The organism is Peptoniphilus sp. HMSC062D09, assembly GCF_001811425.1.
Lineage (GTDB): Bacteria > Bacillota > Clostridia > Tissierellales > Peptoniphilaceae > Peptoniphilus_A.
In genome coordinates, this window is sequence record NZ_KV804746.1 from 29534 (window position 1) to 48638 (window position 19105).

Genomic DNA, 19105 nt, shown 5'->3' on the forward strand with positions numbered 1-19105 from the left:
TTTAGAGGCATTTAAAAGTTAGCCCTTTTTATAAAAATCTCCCTTTATAGAAACTTCGCCACTGGAAAGAGTGAGCCTTTCGCTGCCAGTGTCTACAATTAAATTGCCCTTGTCGTTAATGTCCACTCCCTTGGCAGAATATTTTTTGCCATTTAATACAAAGGAAAGGCCCCTTCCAATTACTAGAGAGTGTTTTTTGTAGTAGTCAATTATTTCCTTATCACTTTTTACATAATTATTTTCGTAAAAGGCATTTAAGACGCAGGATAAAATTTCATTTCTTATGACATCAGTGCCAATGTAACCTGCAATGTCCTTTAAATCTTTGAAGCTGTCGTCTCTTGGCTTGTTAACATTAATTCCAATGCCTACTATGACAGACTTTACGCTTCTGGATTCAAAGTCTGCATCAAGTTCAGATAAAATTCCACAAATTTTTTTGCCCTTTAAAAACAAATCATTTACCCATTTTATCTCTGCTTGCTTGCCTGTAGACTCCTTAATTCCCTCTGCAACGGCTACGGCTGCCTTAACTGTAGTTAAGTCAAAGTAGGAAAAGTCGTAGGAGTCCTTGGGGTGAAGGATTATGCTGAAGTAAACTCCGCTGCCCTTAGGTGATGTGAAGCTCTTGCCAGTTCTTCCTCGTCCACCCTTTTGCATGTCAGCTACAATTACAGTAAAATCTTTGACATCACTAGAATAAAGTCTCCTCTTTGCTTCTGTGTTTGTGGAATCAATTTCGTCATAGATAAATATGTCAATGTCCTTTAATTCATCTCGAAGACCCTTTCTTATGCCTTCGTCAGATAATTTGTCGTCACTTTCTACAAGTTTGTAGCCTAACTTTGTCTGTGATTCAATTTGAAATCCACTTTCCTTTAAAGAATTAATAGCCTTCCAAATTGCAGTTCTTGAAATATTTAATCTTTCTGCCAACTCTTGACCAGAAATATAATTTGCCCTATTTCTTTCTAATTCTCTTAATACAATATCCTTTGTTTTCAATATATCACCTTATTCTTGACATTTTTGTAAATCTACTGTAAAATAATTTTCTAGGCTATGGAGAGATGTCCGAGAGGCTGAAGGAGCCCGCCTGGAAAGCGAGTATACATGAAAATGTATCGGGGGTTCGAATCCCCCTCTCTCCGCCATCGCCATGCTAAGCGGGAAATTAGCGATGTCCTGTACCTGCGATTCGCTACAGCAGGGCTGAATTCCCATTCGAGGACTTTAATTTTGCAGTCTGCCCCTTATAAGTGGTGTTGATGATTGGGTCCTGCGCAACAGAAACTTATGAACCGTGTCAGGTCTTGATCGAAGCAGCACTAAGTAAGATCTTTTGTGTGCCGCAAGGGTCGCCTGGTTTGAGCTAACTGTAAGGGTAACGTGTGAGGTTAACTTTCGACAATGGGTGCATGGCTACATATAGTCCCATTTATTTGGGACTTTTTTTATTGCCCTTTTTTAAAAAATTGGAGACATTTAAAAGTTCTCCATCCTTTAAAACCTTCTTTTCCCTCAAATATTTCTCTGCCCTGGAATAAAATCCCCTCTTTGAGCCAGTCACATAAAAATAATCTCTTATGTAATTTTCCTTTTTGTAGTCATAATCTTCCAAAATGGCATCAGTATTTGAAAAAATTTCAATATTACTAGACTTATCGGCAAAATATTTCCTGAAAAAATCTTTTTTTAGATGAAGACCACTAGAAGCCAAAAAGATTAAGTCATAATCCCTAAAGTCTTCGTCAGAAAAGTATTCATCAGAGATCATTCTTACTATTTCAGGGGCAAGACCATCGTTACAAGCATTAATAAGTAGGGGCAGGCTCATGTAGGTCACTGGAGAATCTGTGAAGTTTCTTAAAGTTTTTTCAGATGAAGTAAGATCTGTCCCTAGGCACAAAATTTTCTTATCCTTTAAATGTTTCTTGAGGGCTTTTTCTCCAAAGTCTGCCCGCTCATCGTCCTTAAAATAATTTATGGCATCAAAGTCTAGGACATAAATCTTTTTATCTTTTTTAAAAAATTTTTCCAAAAATTCTATTCTTGCGTTTACAGCTTCCCTCTTGTAAAGTCCATAGTATTCAAACTTGTCGTCAACATAATAATTTAAATAATCTCTATGGGCTTCATAAAGTCCAACTATGCCAGGACCTGTGTCAAAAACTGCCAAAGCCTTCACCTACTCTCACTTTATATGTATACTTATAAATTTCTTTAAAATAATCATAAGCCTCTTCCAGAGATTTTTCATCTGCAAAGATGCCAAAAATTGTGGCACCACTTCCGCTCATAAGAGGAGCCGAATTAAAGGCTCTTAATTTCTTTTTTATATCCAATAAATCTGGGTGCAAAGAAAAAACTACATCTTCCATTTTATTTCTGAGATAAAAATTTAATTTTTCTATGTCAAGATTATAAAGACCTTCTAAAATTTTAGAAAAATCAATTCTCTCCTTGTCAATATTTATTTTTTGGTAGACTTCCTTAGTGGAGACGCCGTAGCCGGGGTTTATGATTAAAACATGATCAAGCTCTATTGGTTCTACTCCTTCTAATATGTCTCCTATTCCCTTTGCAATTTTGCTTCCGCCAGTCATCATATATGTAAAATCTGCTCCAAGGCCCCCTGCCATCTCAATTAGTTCAGCTCTTGGAATATTTAAGTCGTAAAGGTCATTTAAGGCGTAAAGACAGGTTGCTCCATTGGAAGTTCCCCCAGCAAGACCTGCTGCAATGGGAATTTTCTTTTTAATTTCAACCTTAAAGGGAAGGTCATAGCCCACCTTGTTTTTTAAAAGTTCATAGACCTTATAAATTAAATTGCTTTTTAAGTCAAAGGAAAATTCTGGTATTATTTCTAGTCTCTCGCTTTTAGAAAAAATCATCTCGTCACATAAATCTGTCATGACCATTAAGGTTTTTATGTCGTGGTATCCATTTTCTCTCTTGCCTGTGACATCGAGAGATAAGTTTAACTTGGCATGAGCATTTTTTTTAATCATAATACACCTCAAGTTAATTATAATTCATAATTTATTATTTTGCATCATTGTAAACCCCAGTTTTTTATTGATAATATTTTTAATAAAATTTAAATTTGGGTAAAAAAATAAGCTGCCTAAGCAGCTCTTATTTTATGAAATCATCTTTGCGTCTTTATAAGTTACATCTTCGTCTAAAACTGTAACTTTTACAGTAGAAGTAAGTACATCAGAGTAAGTGTATGATGCAGTTACAAGTTCTTCTCCGTTAAAGACTTCAAGTACAAAAAGACTTGGATAAATTGCCTTTAAAACTCCCTTGCGAGTGACAATTTTTTTTCTGCCTTTATTGGCCTTTACAATAACTTTTTTCCCTATATGATTCTCAAGCTCTTTCTTGATTAATTGCATTTGATTCATTCCATATCAATTCCTTCCAAAGACTTTTAATACTCGTTAATTATACTATAAAAATGGATTCCTGTCAAATAAATCTATAATTTTACTCCATAAATTTTTCTTTGTCAATAAATTTTATGCTTAATTTTTAAAATATTTTTAATTATTTTTAATTTTTCTCACAATTATTTTTATAATAATATTTTTTGGTCTGATTTTTTATTTTTTTCCCTTAAAAAGCTCTAAGAACTTGCATTTTGTGAAATAAGGGTGGATTTTTCAAGGCAACTATTGTATAATTATGTATTGTTATTGAGTGGATTGGAGGTATTGATGCAAAAAAAGAAAAAAGTCATTCTCGGAATGAGTGGCGGCGTAGATTCATCTGTGTCTGCAATTCTCTTAAAAGAAGCCGGCTACGATGTCACAGCTGTTTTTATGAGAAACTGGGCTGAAGATGACGGAGCTTGCACTGCAAGAGAAGATTACATCGATGTGGTCTCTGTCTGTTCGCAACTTGACATAAAATATTTTACTGTCAATTTCGAAAAGGAATATAGGGATAGAGTTTTTTCTTACTTCTTAAGTGAATACAAAAAAGGCAGAACTCCCAATCCAGATGTGATGTGCAATACTGAAATTAAATTCAAGGCCTTCCTTGACTATGCAATGGATTTTGATGCTGATTATATTGCAATGGGTCATTATGCCAGGACAAAAAATGTCAATGGAAAAACCTATCTTTTAAAGGGAGCCGATCTTAATAAAGACCAGTCTTATTTTTTGTCCAGAGTTAAATCAGAGGCACTTGCAAAAACTCTCTTCCCCGTTGGTGATTTGACCAAGGATGAAGTGCGAGCTATCGCCAAAAAATACAAGCTCTCTACTGCTTCAAAAAAGGATTCTACTGGAATCTGTTTTATTGGCGAAAGAGATTTTAATGAATTTTTAGACCAATTTCTCTTTACTAAGCCTGGAAAAATTGTGGACGAAAAGGGCAAGGTAATTGGAGAGCATTCAGGTCTTATGCACTACACCATAGGTCAAAGGCGAGGAATAGGCATTGGCGGAGTTGGCAGTGGCGAGCCCTTCTTCGTATATGATAAGGATTTGAAAAACAATCTTTTGCTTGTGGCTCAAGGAATTAATAATCCCATCCTTTATAGGGATGAATTTGAAGTTGAAGATATTTTTTGGATTACAGAAAATCCTTCTCTTCCCCTAGATTTATCTGTTAAAATAAGATATAGGGCAAAGGATGAAGATGCAAGGCTAGAAAATAATGAGGGTAAATATGTTGTTAAACTGAAAAAACCACTTAAGGGCGTAACGCCTGGTCAAGTTTGTGTTTTTTATCAAGGCGCTATATGTCTTGGTTCAGGTATTATAAAATAAATTTTGGAGGTATATATGAAATTACTTTTAAACAAAAGAGAAGCTAAGGGTAAAAACAAGGTTGATAAACTTAGAGCTAAGGGAGAAGTTCCTGGAGTTCTTTACTCAAAGGGACAAGAAGCAAAATTACTTTATGGTCTAGAAAAAGATTTATTAAAGGCTTTTTCTGACGAAGGATATTCAAACATTTTTGAAATCGAAGTTGATGGAGAAACTATTTCCGTACTTTTCAAAGAAGTTCAAATGCACCACATCAAAAATGCAATGGTTCACTTTGACTTATATGAAGTTGATATGAACTCTGAACTTACTGTTGAAGTGCCAGTAGTTCTTGAAGGTAGAGACGAAGTTAAGGTTCAACCATCTTCATTAATCCAAGTATTAAACGAAGTAAGTGTAACTTGTCTTCCAAAATATCTTCCATCTGAAGCTGTTGTAAATGTTGTTGAAATGCAAATTGGCGATGTAGTAACTGTTGCTGACCTAGATATCTATGGCGACGAAAACATCAAGATTGACATGGATGCTGAAGAAACTGTTGCAACTCTTGTTGAACCAACAGAAGAAAAAGAACCAGAAGAAGGAGCAGAAGAAGTTTCTGCAGAAGTTCCTACTGTTTCTGAAACTGAAGAAAAAGAAGAAGCTGAAGAAGAATAATTTATATTTTAAAAATTTACATTTTAAAAGGGCTCCAAGAGCCCTTATTTTTTTACAAATTTTTATTTTTATTTTATCTTTTAATTTTTGTTTCTTAAAAATTATTATCCAATAAGTTTTAAAGAAATTTTAAAACTCCTCTTGGGTCTTCTGCTATATTTTCTGTATATTTTTCAAGCATTTCTCTCGAGCCTGTGCCACACAAGACGCCAAGCTTTAGGGTGTCCTTGCCAAAAATCATGTCAACCTTGGAGTCGCCAACAATAATAATTTCTTGGTCCATTAGAGCATATTTTTTCTTAAAAATTTCTAGGCTCTCTGTGCTTGGTTTCTTTTCATATAAATCTGCAGCTGCATAAAAATCTATGAAGCTATCTAAGTTCAAGTATTCCATAGAGTATTTTGCCTGCCTATAATTATCTGAAGTGAAAAGTCCTATAATTATGCCCCTATTTTTAAGGTCAGTAAATAAACTTTTAAGGTCACAAGTTTCTTTTATTTCGCTATTATTTTCCTTTAAAAATTCTAGGAGGAAGTCGTCTATATCTTTATAAATTTCCTCTGGGCTCTCATCCATAAATTCAGAAAAAATAAGTGCCAAGTCCTCCACAGTTTCCGATGACAAGATGGAATTTTCCTCCACTTCATTATTTTCCCTTACGCCAATTTTTTTAAATAGCTTTTTCTTGTCATCATGGTTTAAATTTTTTTTACTTAAATATTTTACAATTGAGTCCACCCAAATATCTGAAAATTTCAGTAGGGTTCCGTCTTTGTCAAATAAAATTGCCTTAATCATAGTAAGTCTTGAAGTTCCTTCCAAGTTTTTATTTTTTTCTCACTTTTGTCCAAATTGTAGAAGTGTGGATTGGTAAAGCCGTAGAGTTCTCCATCTTCACACCTCACATTTGCCCTGACATAGTGATAATTTTCGTCAAAATTTAATTTAACCTGCAAACTATTTTCGCAAGCCTTATAAACTTCGCCATCTACTATTAATTCTATATGAAGTTTTTTGCCGTGAAAAGTATTTTCTTTTAAGTTCATGGAAAATTCACTGTCTCCAATTTTTTTAAGGTCAAGTAAATTTTCGCGAGAGACAGAAATTTTCCCCTCCAACATGGCTTTTTTTATTTCATCCTTGGAAAGATTTTTTGCAAAAACAAAGGTCTTTGGATCTCCAAGTAGAGAGGGATAGTCTGCCTTTTCGTATTTTTCATATGGGTAGAGGTGAGAGTCGCTGCCGCCAAGTCCATAGACCACATAACCATTTTGAAGGAGGATGTCCCATGCCCTTAAAGCCTTTTCCATGGCATCAAGAGAAGTCATGTAAGTTGGGTCATTTATTATTTCCATAAATTTTAAGTCCTCTAAATCATAGTCGCCAACTAAAAATTCATAGGTTTCCATAAAGGGATGGTTGATGGAATAAACTTCTCCCCTTAATTCTCTTAAAACTTCTAAAAGCCAGTCTTCTGTATTCAGTCCCTTAACTGAATTTTTTTCAAAAACTGATTCATTAGTAAAAAATACATTTACATGACCGAACTTCGATGTGATTTCTGTGCCCTCAATAATCAATAAGTCTGTGTCAGGGAATTTCGTCTGATTAAAATTGTGGTCCGTTGGAGAAAAAAAGTCTAGTCCCCTCTTCTTTGCAACTTCAATATTTTCTTCTGGCGATAACTTTCCATCTGAGTAAAGGGTGTGAGTGTGAAAGTCGCCAGCGTACCAGCTTTCTTTCCTGCACTTGACCTCATTTTTTTCTATGTCCACTTCTCCCTTTGAGTCTATAGGACTTTTTGCCTCTTCAATTTTTAGGAGGACATCTCCACTTTTGTAGAGAAGATAAGCTATCCTATAGTCGCCATCTTCTAAATTTTTAAAGCCATTGGAAGACTTTTCCATGTCCACTGCCATAAATCTTTCTGCATCTCTATTTGCAGTGATGCTGCCCACAATTTTATCTTCCCTATAGACAAAGAGACTTATAAAAAAACTTTCTCCACTAATGGAAAATCTTAGTGAGTCTTCCCTTAAATCCTTTAAATTTATTTTTAAATTAATTTCACTAAAGCCTTCTTTTAAATTTTCTATAATATTTTTCATATTTCTCCTTAAAAAAAGCTCTGGGCATAACCCAAAGCTTGCTTTTAAAAATTTTTCTTACTTGTTTATTTCGTCAAGGGCTGCTTGGGCAGTCTTAGCTGCTTCGTCAAGGGCAGTCTTTGCATCTACATTTTGAAGTTCAACCTTATCTGCTGCAATGGAAAGTGCATCTGTAATTTTTCCATCTGTTGGGTCTATAAAGGCAGGTGATGCCTGCATTGCTTGTTCATAAGGAACTCCTGCATAAGGATTTTCTTCTATGAATTTTTTGTATTCAGCAACATCTGCTGCAGATTTTCTAACTGGAATGTAGCCAATTTTTTCTGACCACTTAGCAGAAACTTCTGGACTTGTGAAGTAGGCTATCCATTCATAGGCTGCCCTTTGTTGTTCTTCACTTGCTGCTGCAGGAACAAGTAGTGAGTGAGCATTTGCCACTGGCTTTCCTGGGTTGCCATTTAGTCCTGGTTGTGGAAGAGAAGAAATTTTTGTAAAGTCAAGGTCTCCCTTATCTCCTGATGAACCAGTGTAGGACATTGCCTCGCCATTCATTACATTGTCAATAGTTCTGTACCAGTATTCCCAGCCTTGTCCACCAGATTCGATTTTTGTAGTTTTGTTGTCAAAAATTTCTTGTCTGACAAAGTTCCATGAATCAACCCATTCCTTACTGTTGATTAAAACTTTTTTGCCATCATCAGATAAAATTTTGCCACCATTAGATAGGGCAATATCCATTAAGTTTTCGTGGTTATACATTACAAGGTGTCCCCACTTTGCTATGCCCTTGTCTTGAATTTCCTTTGAATATTTAAAAGTATTTTCCCAAGTGCTGTAAACTTCCTTTGGATCAAGACCTGCCTTTTCAAGTAAGTCCTTTCTGTAATAAATTACTTGGGTTGTGCCATAAGCTGGGAATCCATAAACCTTGTCGTCTACAATGGCTGGCTTCATAAATACATCAAGGTAATCATCAAGTGGAGTTCTGTCATCCATGTACTTTGTCAAATCTGCAAGCATGCCATCCTTAACTCTAAGTTCAATGTTTGAGCCGATGTAAACTGCTGGTGGTTCTTTGGCTGCAATAGCTGCTTGAACCTTTTGGAAAGTTTCATTGTAGTCAGCTTGTTGAACGCCAACAACCTTTACCTTGTCTTGTGATTCGTTAAATTCTTTGATAATTTCTTCCATAGTTTCGCCAGCAACTGAACCAAGTCCATACCAAAATTGAATTTCAGTTTTTCCCTTGGAGTCTGCTGTCTTTTCTTCTGTCTTCATTGCATCTTTTGCAGAACTAGAGCAGCCTGTCAAAAGCATAAGTCCGCATAGCATAAGTAATGCTGTTTTGAATAGTTTTTTCATTTTTTCTCCTTTAAATTTTTTATGTTAATTAATATTAACCCTTAATGCCGCTATCAGAAATTCCCTTTATAAACCACTTTTGTAAAACAATAAATAGAATTAAGAGGGGAAGAACTGATATAGTGTTGCCCGCCATTAAAAGGGGCAAGTTTTCTCCAAAATTTCCCTGTGAGGTAAAAAATTTATTTAAACCCACGCTTATTAAATACTTTGATTTTGAATTTGTAATAAGTGAAGGCCACATATAGTTGTTATACATGGTCACAAATTGGATCAGTGCATTTGTAAGGATAGTTGATTTTGAAATTGGAAGGACAACCTTTAAAAGTATGTCCAAGTCACTTGCACCGTCCATTTCCGCTGCCTCTATTAACTCCTTTGGCACTGTCTTAAAGGTATTGTAGAGCATATAAATTGTAAAAACTGCCACTGCATTGGAAACAATAATCCCCGTTAGGGTGTCGATTAAGTTTAATTTTGCAATTATTACATAGCTTGGCACATAGGTTGTGGCAGCTGGCAGCATGTAAGTCAAGAGGATTCCCTTAAACATAAGTCCCCTCAGTTTAAAGGAAAATCTGTACATGCCATAGGCGAGCAAGACTCCAGTTACAATTTGAAGAATTACTATTACAATTGATGTGACAATTGAATTTATGATGTATAAATCAAAGGGGGCTAAATTTAAGGCTCCCATAAAATTTCTAAAATCTAAAAAATCTGGCATAAAGCTAAGAGGCTTTCGCATAATTGATTCTGTAGTCTTAAAAGAATTTGAAATCATCCACATAAGTGGGAAAAAAGTAATTATTGATAAAATTATGAGGACCAGGTGCCTTCCTATTTTTTTCATCATGACTGAACCTTCTTTCTCATAAAAATCATAAGAAGTGATAATATTGCCGTTATTATTACTATAATAAGTGACACTGCACTTGCCTTGCCCATGTTAAACTCTTCAAAGGCCATTTGGTAAAACAAGTAGAGTAGTGTCCTTGTTGAGCCTGCAGGCCCCCCTCTTGTGAGAACTGAGAACTGATCATAGGCTTGAATGGATGTTATTAAATTCATAATTAGTAGGAAGTAAGTTGTCCCCTTTGTCATTGGAAAGTAAATATATTTTATTTTTTCAAAAATATTTATGCCTTCAAGCTCTCCCACTTCAAATAAACTTTTTGGAATCTTGCTCATGGCATCGGTGTAAAATAACATTGCCCAGCCAGAATTTTTCCAAATAGTTACCATAATTACTGCTAGCATGGCTGTGTTTTCCTTGGACAACCAATCAGGTCCATTTATGCCAAAGATGGCAAGACACCTATTTATGAGGCCAACATCGCCTCTAAGCATCCAAGACCAGACAATTGACATGGCAACCATGGGAGTGACCCAGGGCGAAAACAAAAAGCCCTGATAAATTAACTTTCCCCTAAAATTTCCCTGCAAGAAGAGGGCAAATACAAAGCCAAAAAATAGGACAGGCACTACTGTGCCAAGACCAAAGACAAGAGTGTTCTTTAAAGCTTGCCAAAAAAATTCATCTTGCAAGATGTACTTGTAATTTTCAACTCCCACTAGGTCAAAGTTGGGGCTCACATAATTCCAGTTGGTAAAGGAAATTAAAAAAGATGCAAGCATTGGCAGAAACCAAAAAATTATAAGTGGAGCCAAGGGAAGGAAAAAATAAATAAAAAATTCTTTAGGTCCAAGCCTTCTCTCATAGGATTTTCTTGCCCTAGTCTTCATAGCTTTCACCTATAAAAATCCGATCTCCACAATCCCTGTCAAAGAAATAAGTTTTTTCTCTTGGGATTTTTACAAAGAGTTCACCCTTGTCCCTTGGATTTTTTTCAAGATCGCACTTTAAAATTATTTTATTGCCAAATAATTTGCCAGAGATATTGTAGTCAGACCCCAAAAGTTCTATTAAATTGACGCTAAAGGGCAAACCTTCACTATTTGAAAGCTCCAGAGCTTCAGGTCTTATGCCAAGAGTAATAGGTCTATCTTCCAAACTTATTCCACTTAAAATTTTATTTCCTTCATTGTCATAGAAGGCAGCATCCTTTATTTCGCCATAAATGAAATTCATTGGAGGAGAACCTAAAAATCCTGCCACAAAGGCATTAATTGGATTGGTGTAAAGTTCCCTTGGACTGCCAATTTGTTGAATGATTCCATCATTTAAGCAGACAATCCTCGTTGCCATAGTCATTGCCTCAGTTTGGTCGTGAGTTACATAGATGACAGTTGAGCCCAACTTGTTTTTTAAATTTACAATTTCCTCTCTCATTTCAACTCTTAATTTTGCATCTAAGTTTGACAGAGGTTCATCCATTAAGAAAATGTCAGATTCCTTAACTATTGCTCTTCCCAAAGCAACTCTTTGCCTTTGACCGCCAGAGAGATCCTTGGGCTTTCTATTTAAATAATTTGTAAGACTTAAAATTTCAGCAGTGCTTCTAACCTTTTCGTCAATTATTTTCTTGTCCAGTTTTCTAATCTTCAATCCAAATCCTATGTTGTCGTAGACAGACAAATGAGGATAAAGTGCATAGGATTGAAAAACCATGGCAATGTTTCTGTCCTTTGGAGCAATATCGTTAGATAATTTGCCGTCGATGTAAAGTTCTCCACTAGTAATATCTTCAAGACCTGCAATCATTCTAAGGCTTGTTGACTTGCCGCAGCCAGAAGGACCAACAAAGACGATAAATTCATTCTCCTTTATGTCAATTGAAAAATCCTTTACAGAATAATCCTCATTCTCCTCATACTTTTTACAAATATTTTTTAAGCTAATTTTGGACAATTGCCCTCCTCCTTTCACCTCAACTATTCTACTTATTAATTAAATAGAAAAAATATATAAAAGGTAAAGAATTTGTAAAGTGGAGAATTTTATTTTAAATTTTTTGCAAAACAATCATTTTTTGCAAATAAAAAAGTCCACTAAAAAATTAGTGAACTCTAAATTTATTTTAAATTTTAATTTACAGAAATTCTATTTTTGTGCATGTAATAAACTGCAAAGAATAAGGCTATTGTTTCTAAAAGCATTGGGATTAGTATTCCTATTCCCATCCCCCTCATGAACACATCTCCATTGTTTTGAAGGAGTTCAATATTAGTAAATAAGTCTAATTTATCTAAGCAATATAGGACTGCTCCTTCTATTAGTCCTAGTCCTATATAAATAAGGACTGGTCCACCAAATCCAAATCTTCTAAGTTTTTTTCCACCACCAAGTGTCACTGAAAAGATTATGCTAATTATGTTGTTAAATAAAAATAGCAAGCACCAAGCAATAAGCACTAATATGTTTCTTATCCCAATTTCATTTATTATCTCATTTATATCTTCCCAAGTTATATCTATTACTCCACCATCAACAGATGGAACAGCCATAAATAGGAAAATAATTAATCCAAAATAAATTGAATAGATAATAAACATTATAAGATAATATAAAAATCTTGAAAAAGTTTTTGCTGATGGACTTATTGGTGTTGATTCATAAAATAGGGCGCTATCACCAAAAAACATATTGTAATCGCCAACAATTACTGTTATTGCTGCTGCCATGTAGCCAAATATTAGCGCCATCATGCCTAGGACAATTGCACTATCACCAATTGAATTATTAACATTTGAAAATAATAATCCAAAAATAATTAGGGCCACTGGCAAAACTGGAATAAACCAATTACTTCTAAAATGATTTCTTATTTGATGTCCAAGTAATTTTCCCATTAAAATACCTCCGTAAAGTAGTCTTCTATGCTCATATTTTCTTCACTTCTTATCTCATCAACGGTTTTATTTATCATAATCTTTCCATCTGATAGGAATAAAACTCTATCAAGTAGGGGCTCGATTTGATTTATAAGGTGAGTTGAAACTATGATGAGATTATCTTCTTCAAAATTATTTAAAATAGTCTCAATTATTGCCTTTCTAGCAGAAGGATCAACGCCAGAAATTGGCTCGTCAAGTAAAAATATTTCTGCTTTTCTTGAAAGGCTAAGGGCGATTTGCATTTTTTCTCTCATGCCCTTACTCATTTCCTTCACCTTTGCCTTTTCTGGCAAGTTAAATTCTCTGAAAAGTTTATAAAATTTTTCTTCATCGAAATCCTTGAAAAACAATTTGTAGGTCTTAACAACTTCCTTCACAGAAAGTTTTTCGCTAAGGGCAAACTTGTCTGGCTGATAGGATAAAATTTCTCCCGTCTTGTAATAAATTTCTTCACCGTCTATGATTACACTTCCCTTATAAGTCATCTCTAATCCTGCAAGGATTCTCAAAAGAGTAGACTTGCCTGCACCGTTGGGACCAACTAGTCCAACGATTTGTCCCTTTTCAAGTTCTAAGTTTAAATCATCTAGGACCTTGTGCTTGTAGCCCATAGATAAATTTTTTATTTCTAATTTGCTCATACTTCCCTCCAATATTCATCTAAAAGTTTAAGCGACTTTTCCTTTGTGAGCTTAAGTTCATCTGCCACACTGATTAAATCGTCGCAGGACCTATAGAAAGCTCCCTTTGCCAACTCATTAATTTTTTCCTCATCATCAGTTATAAATCTTCCGCTAGTCCTATTTGATTTAGCGAGACCTTCTCTTTCTAGCTCTTGAAGAGCTCTTTGCACTGTGTTTGGATTTACTCCATAAATTTTTGCCAAGTTCCTAACAGTGTCCATCTTGTCCCCACTCTTCCACTGTCCACTTGAAATTTTTAACTTGAAATCTTCAAGAAGTTGTAGATAAATAGGTCTATTATTATCAAATTCCATATTTACCTCCTTCATATATTTTTTATTAGCTAATATTTCCTTTGCTTTTATTTTAAACCAAAATAAAATATTTTGTACCTTTGTACCAATTGCTTAATACAATAATTATTATATACAACTTACAAAAAAATGCAAGAGAAAAATTAAAAATTTTTGAAAAATTTTTACGGCAAAAAATTTAAAGAAGGCAAAGAAAAAATCCTAAAGCCTTAATGGCTCTAGGATTTTATTCTTCTTTATTTATTTTCTTTAACTTCTTTATTTTTTCTATTCTTTTTATTTTTAACTTTTTTAAGCCTAAAGAAGTCTTCTCTTTCTTTTTCTGCAAGAATCTCTTCTATCTCACTAATTATATGATTGTACTTAGGTATTTGAATTTTATCTAGGGCATTTGCTCTCTTGGCAGTCTTTTTTATTTCGTTGGCAAGTCTAAAGACAGATGTCTCAATCTCTGCAAGTTCATAAATGACAGGAAGGATTTCAGAAATATTTATCTTTGCCCTGTCAAAGGCTGCATTAGACTTATGAAGTGAATAGTCTGCCTTCACTTCCGCCTTGTCATATTTAATTTTAGGCAGTTCAAGCCCCATTACTGAACGAGAAATTATTTGGTATTCCATTTCATTAGGAGCTGCCTCTCCCATTTCCTTTAGGGAAAGGGCGCCCATAGAAATTGTGGCTTCAACCAGTTCTCCATAAGATGCTGCAAATTTTTCTTCTATCTCAGCTTGAAGCTTCTTGGCATTTTTATTTAAGTCCATCATTTCTTTAATGAGGACTGTCCTCTTCTTGTCAAGGAGGTCATAACCCTTCTCTGCAAGGATAAGGGCATTTTTTGATGCTATTAGATTTGCCTTAGTGGGTGTGACCTTAATTGCCATTCTTATCACCTAAATATTTTTCTTTTAACTTAGGATCAATTCTATCAATCATTTCAGGAGGAAGTATCTTTAATAGCTCCCAACCTAAATTTAGGGTGTCTTCTATATCTCTATTTTCATTTTGGTCTTGAGTCAAAAATTTCTTTTCAAATTCTTCGCCAAATTTTAAAACTAATTTTTCGTCATCAGAAATATCATCTTCACCAATAATTTGTGCAAGAGCTCTGGTTTCTTGTACCTTTGAATAAGATGCAAAAAGCTGAGAAGATAGGTCTGGGTGATCTTCTCTTGTGTAGCCTTCTCCAATGCCGTCCTTCATAAGTCTTGATAGAGATGGAAGTACATCAATTGGTGGATAAACTCCCTTGGAGAATAAATCACGACTTACTACAATTTGACCTTCTGTAATATAACCAGTTAAGTCAGGGATTGGGTGAGTGATGTCGTCATTAGGCATAGTTAAAATTGGAATAAGGGTTACAGAACCAGAGCTGTCCTTAATCATACCTGCCCTTTCATAAAGAGATGCTAGGTCTGAATAAAGGTGTCCTGGATAGCCCTTTCTTGATGGCACTTCTTCTCTTGATGATGAAACTTCTCTTAGGGCTTCAGCATAGGAAGTGATGTCTGTCATTATTACAAGAACTTGCATATTTTTTTCAAAGGCTAAATACTCTGCTGCAGTAAGGGCACACTTTGGTGCAATAAGTCTTTCCATAATTGGGTCGTCGGCATAGTTTATATACATTACTACCTTGTCAATTACGCCAGAGTTTTTAAAGCTTTCTCTAAAGAAGTCTGCTTCGTCATGCTTTACACCAATGGCAGCAAAGACTATGGCAAAGTTATTTTCTCCGCCCTCGTCGGCAATTTTTGCTTGCCTTACAATTTGTGCAGCAACTTCATTGTGGGGAAGACCAGAACCAGAAAAGATTGGAAGTTTTTGACCTCTAATTAGGGTCATTAGTCCATCAATGGAAGATATACCTGTTTGAATAAAGTTTCTTGGGTATTCTCTTGCTGATGGGTTAATTGGTCTACCATTGATGTTATAGACATCCTTGGAGTAGATGGCGCCGCCCTTGTCTATAGGCTCAGCTGTTCCGTTAAATACTCTTCCCAAAATTTCTCCTGAAAGAGGAATTTCAAAGGGGTGGGCAGAAAATTCTACCTTAGTATTTTTTGTGGAAACGCCTAAATTGTTGCCAAAAACTTGGACAATTGCCTTGTCGTCGTCAATTTTTATAACCTGACCAATTTCTGATCTCTTGCCGTCCTTTGATATAATCTTTACAACTTCACCGTAACTAACTCTGTGAAGATTTGAAAGTTCTAGTAGCGATCCTTCAATTCTATCAAGTGTTAAATATTCTTTTTTCATTCTACATCACCATAAGTTGCACTAAGCTCTCCATAAAAATCGTTGATTTCATTGTTTAAGCTTACAAATTTCTTTAAGTTTTCGTTTTCTATATCATATTTCATGTTAATTACTTTTCCGTAAAGACCATCGTTCTTTATTACTGAAATTGGAATTTTAAGCTTTAAGGCTTCCTTTCCCTTTTCATAAAGATTGTCTATTGTCTTTAACATTTCAAATTGCTTTTCAAGAGGCACAAAGGTGTCAATTGGGTTAAAGGCATTTTGTTGCAAGAATCCAACTTTTACAACACGACAAATTTCTAGGACAAGTCTTTCTTCATCTGGAAGGACATCTTCTCCCACTAGCATTACAATTTCATTTAACTTGGCTTCCTTGTGAAGTAAGTCTAAATATTTTATTCTTAGATCAGGAAGATCTCCGTCAAGTCTCATGTCGTAGTAATTTTTAAGAAGTGGAATGTAGCCAGAATAAGAGTTCATCCAGTTAATGGCAGGATAGTGTCTTGAGTAGGCAAGTTCCTTATCTAGTGCCAAGAATACATTTACGAATCTCTTTGTATTTTCAGTTACTGGCTCAGAGAAGTCGCCACCTGCTGGTGAAACTGCACCAATAAGAGTTACAGAACCTTCAGAGCCAGATAAAGTTTTTACATAACCAGCTCTTTCATAGAAACCTGCAATTCTTGATGGAAGATAAGCAGGATATCCTTCTTCTGCTGGCATTTCTTCAAGACGACCAGAAATTTCACGAAGAGCTTCTGCCCAACGAGAAGTTGAGTCGCCCATTAGGGCAACATGGTAGCCCATGTCTCTAAAGTATTCTGCCATAGTTACGCCAGTATAAATTGAAGCTTCACGAGCGGCAACGGGCATATTAGATGTGTTGGCAATTAAGATAGTCCTATCCATAAGGGCCTTTCCTGTGTTAGGGTCAATTAGCTTTGGAAAGTCTTCCAAAACTTCTGTCATTTCATTTCCTCTTTCGCCGCAGCCAATGTAGATGATGATGTCGGCATCACAGTACTTGGCGATTTGGTGTTGAGTCATAGTCTTACCAGTACCAAATCCACCAGGAATGGCTGTAGTTCCACCCTTGGCAATTGGGAAAAATACATCGAAGACTCTTTGTCCAGTTACAAGAAGTTTGTCAATGGGAAGTCTTTCCTTAACTGGTCTAGGAATTCTTACTGGCCAGTTTTGGTACATCTTCACTTCATTTATCTTGCCGTATTCGTCTTTTACCTTTAATAAAACAGTTTCAATATTATATTTTCCATTGTCAAGAATTTCTACCACTTCGCCACTTACTTCTGGCGGAATCATGACTTTGTGAGTGATAATATCAGTTTCAGGAACTTCTGCAAAAATTTGTCCGCCATGAACCTTGTCATGAAGGGCAACCTTAAAAGTTACATCCCAAAGTTTTTCCTCGTCAAGGGAAATAAGTCCAAGACCTTCAGGCATAAAGGACCCGTGGTTCTTTTTAATAACTTCAAGAGGTCTCTCTATACCATCAAAGATACCCCTAATCATACCAGGTCCTAGCTTAACAGAAAGAGGAGCTCCAGTTGAGATTATGTCTTCATCGCGTCTTAGGCCTTCAGTTTCTTCATAAACTTGCACTGTGCCAAGGTCTCCGTCAATTGAAATAACTTCGCCAATTAATTTTTTTTCGCCAACAAGAACCATTTCTCTGATTTTATAGTCAGCCATATTTTTTCCAATTACAACGGGTCCGTCAACTGATTTAATTGTTGCCTTTTCCAATGACTTCACCTCTTTCTTTTAATTTTTCGTGTAACATAGAACCAATTTCATATCTCATGTCTTCAAGTTTATTTTTTAAAGACAAGTTGATATTGTAGGTCCTATCCATATCAGAAATTATAAAACCGCCAATATGGTATTCAAAAAGTTCGTCAATTATTAAGTCAACGCCCTTTTCCTTGGCAATTTCTTTAAATTTTTCAATGAGACTTTCATTTTCATTGTTTTTAACATAAAGATAAATGCTTTTTTCATCTATTTCATCTAAAATATTCTTAAAATTTTCAGCTTCTAAATTTACATATTCATCTGTCTTGGTAAATTCCAAAAGTTTTTGTGAAAGAGTTTCTAAAAGTTCATTTAGTAACTTTTCATCTTCTTCCAAGAAGAGAACTCTCTTTTGTTCTTCAACAGAGGCAATAAGTTCATACCCCCTTCTCTTGGCAAGAGTAACCCTCCTATTGACGAAGGCTTCTTCATCCTTTTTAAGAGATTCAATTTTTTCAGCCAAAATCTTATCAGCCTTTTCCCTTTCCTCTCTTATCCTCTTTTCACATTCTTCCTTTTGCTTTAGAAAAACAATTTTGTTGAATATGGCAATTTTGTTTTCAAGTAAAATCATTTAATCACCTACAGCTTTCACACCAACAGATTCTCTGACATATTTCAAAATAAAATCATCTTCCATCCCGCCGTCAAGATCTGGAATAGTTACAACTAGAGGAAGGTCTCCTGTGAGTTTAAATTCCAAAACTTCATCCTTAATTTCTTTAAAGGAAGAGTAGGTTAAGATAATTATTCCAATATCTTCAGTTTTTGTAAAAGTCCTAAAATTTTTTAATAGGTCAGCTCTGTCATTACATTTAACAGACCTTACACCTGCAAGGCGAAGGCCGTTAATTATATCCTCATTTGATGTTAAAAGAATTGATCTCATTATAGTCTTCCAAGAATCATGATTGAAATGATAAGACCATAAATAGCAATACCTTCTGCAAGTCCTAGGTAGATCATTGATTTACCAAGAATGTTAGGGTCTTCAGATACAGCGCCAATAGCTGCAGAACCTACATTAGAAACGGCAACACCTGCACCAAGAGATGCAAGACCAGTTGAAAGACCTGCTGCTAAAAAGCCAAGACCGTTACCTGATGCTGGAGCAGCTGCTGCAGCTGATGCCATTTGTGGTACAAGGGAAATTAATCCGAAAACAAAAACTGGTGCGAAAACAAATAGATTAAGCTTCAAAACAGCTCGAGCAAATTTTCTGTTCTTGTCTGTACCCTTGTATATGAAATAAAAACCTGTTACTACCATTGAAAATACTGTTAAAACTGCGAAAATAATAATTTTTTCCATCTTTAAAC

At 35.2% G+C, this 19105-nt stretch carries 21 protein-coding genes, 1 tRNA gene and 1 other RNA gene; 4 read left to right on the plus strand and 19 right to left on the minus strand.

Annotation, left to right across the window (positions count from 1 at the left end; all coding sequences use genetic code 11):
* Nucleotides 1-18: 18 nt before the first annotated feature.
* Nucleotides 19-1005, minus strand: coding sequence for a biotin--[acetyl-CoA-carboxylase] ligase (locus HMPREF2801_RS08690; protein ID WP_070611946.1), 987 nt, complete (start codon nucleotides 1003-1005; stop codon nucleotides 19-21).
* A gap of 59 nt (nucleotides 1006-1064) precedes the next feature.
* On the opposite strand from HMPREF2801_RS08690, the gene HMPREF2801_RS08695 reads away from it, so the two are divergent.
* Both HMPREF2801_RS08695 and ffs read left to right on the plus strand, forming a co-directional pair.
* Nucleotides 1065-1154, plus strand: a tRNA-Ser gene (locus HMPREF2801_RS08695).
* Nucleotides 1155-1157: 3 nt separating this feature from the next.
* Nucleotides 1158-1422, plus strand: an RNA gene (gene ffs / locus HMPREF2801_RS08700) — signal recognition particle sRNA large type.
* 16 nt (nucleotides 1423-1438) lie between these two features.
* Here ffs and HMPREF2801_RS08705 read toward each other — a convergent pair.
* The 3 genes from HMPREF2801_RS08705 to HMPREF2801_RS08715 form a co-directional block, all read right to left on the minus strand.
* The gene (locus HMPREF2801_RS08705; protein WP_070611948.1) at nucleotides 1439-2179 is read right to left on the minus strand and encodes a hypothetical protein; all 741 of its coding nucleotides are present in this window, start codon (nucleotides 2177-2179) and stop codon (nucleotides 1439-1441) included.
* A complete protein-coding gene (gene ispE, locus HMPREF2801_RS08710) occupies nucleotides 2166-3011 on the minus strand; it encodes a 4-(cytidine 5'-diphospho)-2-C-methyl-D-erythritol kinase (protein WP_070611950.1) in 846 nt (281 codons plus the stop codon). Before ispE ends, HMPREF2801_RS08705 begins: the two co-directional genes overlap by 14 nt.
* A gap of 132 nt (nucleotides 3012-3143) precedes the next feature.
* On the minus strand, nucleotides 3144-3410 hold the full coding sequence (locus HMPREF2801_RS08715) for a Veg family protein (RefSeq protein ID WP_070611952.1): 267 nt from the start codon (nucleotides 3408-3410) through the stop codon (nucleotides 3144-3146).
* Nucleotides 3411-3722: 312 nt separating this feature from the next.
* On the opposite strand from HMPREF2801_RS08715, the gene mnmA reads away from it, so the two are divergent.
* Together mnmA and HMPREF2801_RS08725 are read left to right on the plus strand one after the other, a co-directional pair.
* A complete protein-coding gene (gene mnmA / locus HMPREF2801_RS08720) occupies nucleotides 3723-4784 on the plus strand; it encodes a tRNA 2-thiouridine(34) synthase MnmA (protein ID WP_070611954.1) in 1062 nt (353 codons plus the stop codon).
* A gap of 15 nt (nucleotides 4785-4799) precedes the next feature.
* Nucleotides 4800-5441, plus strand: coding sequence for a 50S ribosomal protein L25 (locus HMPREF2801_RS08725; protein ID WP_070611956.1), 642 nt, complete (start codon nucleotides 4800-4802; stop codon nucleotides 5439-5441).
* A gap of 118 nt (nucleotides 5442-5559) precedes the next feature.
* On the opposite strand, the gene HMPREF2801_RS08730 is transcribed toward HMPREF2801_RS08725, so the two are convergent.
* The 15 genes from HMPREF2801_RS08730 to HMPREF2801_RS08800 all read right to left on the minus strand — a co-directional run bounded on the left by HMPREF2801_RS08730 (nucleotide 5560) and on the right by HMPREF2801_RS08800 (nucleotide 19097).
* Nucleotides 5560-6240: an HAD family hydrolase gene (locus HMPREF2801_RS08730; RefSeq protein WP_070611958.1), complete on the minus strand. Its 681-nt coding sequence runs from the start codon at nucleotides 6238-6240 to the stop codon at nucleotides 5560-5562.
* Nucleotides 6237-7550: a CehA/McbA family metallohydrolase gene (locus HMPREF2801_RS08735; RefSeq protein WP_070611960.1), complete on the minus strand. Its 1314-nt coding sequence runs from the start codon at nucleotides 7548-7550 to the stop codon at nucleotides 6237-6239. Before HMPREF2801_RS08735 ends, HMPREF2801_RS08730 begins: the two co-directional genes overlap by 4 nt.
* 57 nt (nucleotides 7551-7607) lie before the next feature.
* Nucleotides 7608-8912, minus strand: coding sequence for an ABC transporter substrate-binding protein (locus HMPREF2801_RS08740; protein ID WP_070611961.1), 1305 nt, complete (start codon nucleotides 8910-8912; stop codon nucleotides 7608-7610).
* A 34-nt stretch (nucleotides 8913-8946) separates the two neighbouring features.
* Nucleotides 8947-9768 (minus strand): carbohydrate ABC transporter permease, encoded by an 822-nt coding sequence (locus tag HMPREF2801_RS08745; RefSeq protein WP_070611962.1) that lies wholly within the window; start codon nucleotides 9766-9768, stop codon nucleotides 8947-8949.
* Nucleotides 9765-10658, minus strand: a complete 894-nt coding sequence (locus HMPREF2801_RS08750) for a carbohydrate ABC transporter permease (protein WP_070611963.1) — start codon at nucleotides 10656-10658, stop codon at nucleotides 9765-9767. Before HMPREF2801_RS08750 ends, HMPREF2801_RS08745 begins: the two co-directional genes overlap by 4 nt.
* Nucleotides 10648-11724 carry an ABC transporter ATP-binding protein gene (locus tag HMPREF2801_RS08755; RefSeq protein ID WP_070611965.1) on the minus strand — a complete coding sequence of 359 codons (1077 nt, stop codon included), beginning with the start codon at nucleotides 11722-11724 and terminating at the stop codon, nucleotides 10648-10650. The genes HMPREF2801_RS08750 and HMPREF2801_RS08755 overlap by 11 nt, the downstream gene beginning before the upstream one ends.
* A gap of 176 nt (nucleotides 11725-11900) precedes the next feature.
* The gene (locus HMPREF2801_RS08760) at nucleotides 11901-12665 is read right to left on the minus strand and encodes a hypothetical protein (protein WP_070611967.1); all 765 of its coding nucleotides are present in this window, start codon (nucleotides 12663-12665) and stop codon (nucleotides 11901-11903) included.
* On the minus strand, nucleotides 12665-13351 hold the full coding sequence (locus HMPREF2801_RS08765) for an ABC transporter ATP-binding protein (RefSeq protein ID WP_070611969.1): 687 nt from the start codon (nucleotides 13349-13351) through the stop codon (nucleotides 12665-12667). Before HMPREF2801_RS08765 ends, HMPREF2801_RS08760 begins: the two co-directional genes overlap by 1 nt.
* A complete protein-coding gene (locus HMPREF2801_RS08770; protein ID WP_070611971.1) occupies nucleotides 13348-13707 on the minus strand; it encodes a GntR family transcriptional regulator in 360 nt (119 codons plus the stop codon). Before HMPREF2801_RS08770 ends, HMPREF2801_RS08765 begins: the two co-directional genes overlap by 4 nt.
* Nucleotides 13708-13943: 236 nt before the next feature.
* The gene (locus HMPREF2801_RS08775) at nucleotides 13944-14588 is read right to left on the minus strand and encodes a V-type ATP synthase subunit D (protein WP_070611973.1); all 645 of its coding nucleotides are present in this window, start codon (nucleotides 14586-14588) and stop codon (nucleotides 13944-13946) included.
* On the minus strand, nucleotides 14578-15969 hold the full coding sequence (locus tag HMPREF2801_RS08780) for a V-type ATP synthase subunit B (protein WP_070611975.1): 1392 nt from the start codon (nucleotides 15967-15969) through the stop codon (nucleotides 14578-14580). The genes HMPREF2801_RS08775 and HMPREF2801_RS08780 overlap by 11 nt, the downstream gene beginning before the upstream one ends.
* A complete protein-coding gene (locus HMPREF2801_RS08785; protein WP_070611977.1) occupies nucleotides 15966-17738 on the minus strand; it encodes a V-type ATP synthase subunit A in 1773 nt (590 codons plus the stop codon). Before HMPREF2801_RS08785 ends, HMPREF2801_RS08780 begins: the two co-directional genes overlap by 4 nt.
* Complete coding sequence (locus HMPREF2801_RS08790) at nucleotides 17719-18360, minus strand: hypothetical protein (RefSeq protein ID WP_070611979.1); 642 nt, start codon at nucleotides 18358-18360, stop codon at nucleotides 17719-17721. Before HMPREF2801_RS08790 ends, HMPREF2801_RS08785 begins: the two co-directional genes overlap by 20 nt.
* Nucleotides 18361-18675 (minus strand): V-type ATP synthase subunit F, encoded by a 315-nt coding sequence (locus tag HMPREF2801_RS08795; RefSeq protein WP_070611981.1) that lies wholly within the window; start codon nucleotides 18673-18675, stop codon nucleotides 18361-18363. It abuts the gene before it with no gap.
* Nucleotides 18675-19097 (minus strand): ATP synthase subunit C, encoded by a 423-nt coding sequence (locus HMPREF2801_RS08800; protein WP_019124869.1) that lies wholly within the window; start codon nucleotides 19095-19097, stop codon nucleotides 18675-18677. The genes HMPREF2801_RS08795 and HMPREF2801_RS08800 overlap by 1 nt, the downstream gene beginning before the upstream one ends.
* Nucleotides 19098-19105 lie beyond the last annotated feature (8 nt).

Excerpts from the sequence above, each read along its gene's own strand:
- ispE (WP_070611950.1), bottom strand. The coding sequence starts at position 3,011 with ATGATTAAAAAAAATGCTCATGCCAAGTTAAACTTATCTCTCGATGTC.
- HMPREF2801_RS08715 (WP_070611952.1), bottom strand. The coding sequence starts at position 3,410 with ATGAATCAAATGCAATTAATCAAGAAAGAGCTTGAGAATCATATAGGG.
- mnmA (WP_070611954.1), top strand. The coding sequence starts at position 3,723 with ATGCAAAAAAAGAAAAAAGTCATTCTCGGAATGAGTGGCGGCGTAGAT.
- HMPREF2801_RS08725 (WP_070611956.1), top strand. The coding sequence starts at position 4,800 with ATGAAATTACTTTTAAACAAAAGAGAAGCTAAGGGTAAAAACAAGGTT.
- HMPREF2801_RS08730 (WP_070611958.1), bottom strand. The coding sequence starts at position 6,240 with ATGATTAAGGCAATTTTATTTGACAAAGACGGAACCCTACTGAAATTT.
- HMPREF2801_RS08735 (WP_070611960.1), bottom strand. The coding sequence starts at position 7,550 with ATGAAAAATATTATAGAAAATTTAAAAGAAGGCTTTAGTGAAATTAAT.
- HMPREF2801_RS08740 (WP_070611961.1), bottom strand. The coding sequence starts at position 8,912 with ATGAAAAAACTATTCAAAACAGCATTACTTATGCTATGCGGACTTATG.
- HMPREF2801_RS08745 (WP_070611962.1), bottom strand. The coding sequence starts at position 9,768 with ATGATGAAAAAAATAGGAAGGCACCTGGTCCTCATAATTTTATCAATA.
- HMPREF2801_RS08750 (WP_070611963.1), bottom strand. The coding sequence starts at position 10,658 with ATGAAGACTAGGGCAAGAAAATCCTATGAGAGAAGGCTTGGACCTAAA.
- HMPREF2801_RS08760 (WP_070611967.1), bottom strand. The coding sequence starts at position 12,665 with ATGGGAAAATTACTTGGACATCAAATAAGAAATCATTTTAGAAGTAAT.
- HMPREF2801_RS08765 (WP_070611969.1), bottom strand. The coding sequence starts at position 13,351 with ATGAGCAAATTAGAAATAAAAAATTTATCTATGGGCTACAAGCACAAG.
- HMPREF2801_RS08770 (WP_070611971.1), bottom strand. The coding sequence starts at position 13,707 with ATGGAATTTGATAATAATAGACCTATTTATCTACAACTTCTTGAAGAT.
- HMPREF2801_RS08775 (WP_070611973.1), bottom strand. The coding sequence starts at position 14,588 with ATGGCAATTAAGGTCACACCCACTAAGGCAAATCTAATAGCATCAAAA.
- HMPREF2801_RS08780 (WP_070611975.1), bottom strand. The coding sequence starts at position 15,969 with ATGAAAAAAGAATATTTAACACTTGATAGAATTGAAGGATCGCTACTA.
- HMPREF2801_RS08790 (WP_070611979.1), bottom strand. The coding sequence starts at position 18,360 with ATGATTTTACTTGAAAACAAAATTGCCATATTCAACAAAATTGTTTTT.
- HMPREF2801_RS08795 (WP_070611981.1), bottom strand. The coding sequence starts at position 18,675 with ATGAGATCAATTCTTTTAACATCAAATGAGGATATAATTAACGGCCTT.
- HMPREF2801_RS08800 (WP_019124869.1), bottom strand. The coding sequence starts at position 19,097 with ATGGAAAAAATTATTATTTTCGCAGTTTTAACAGTATTTTCAATGGTA.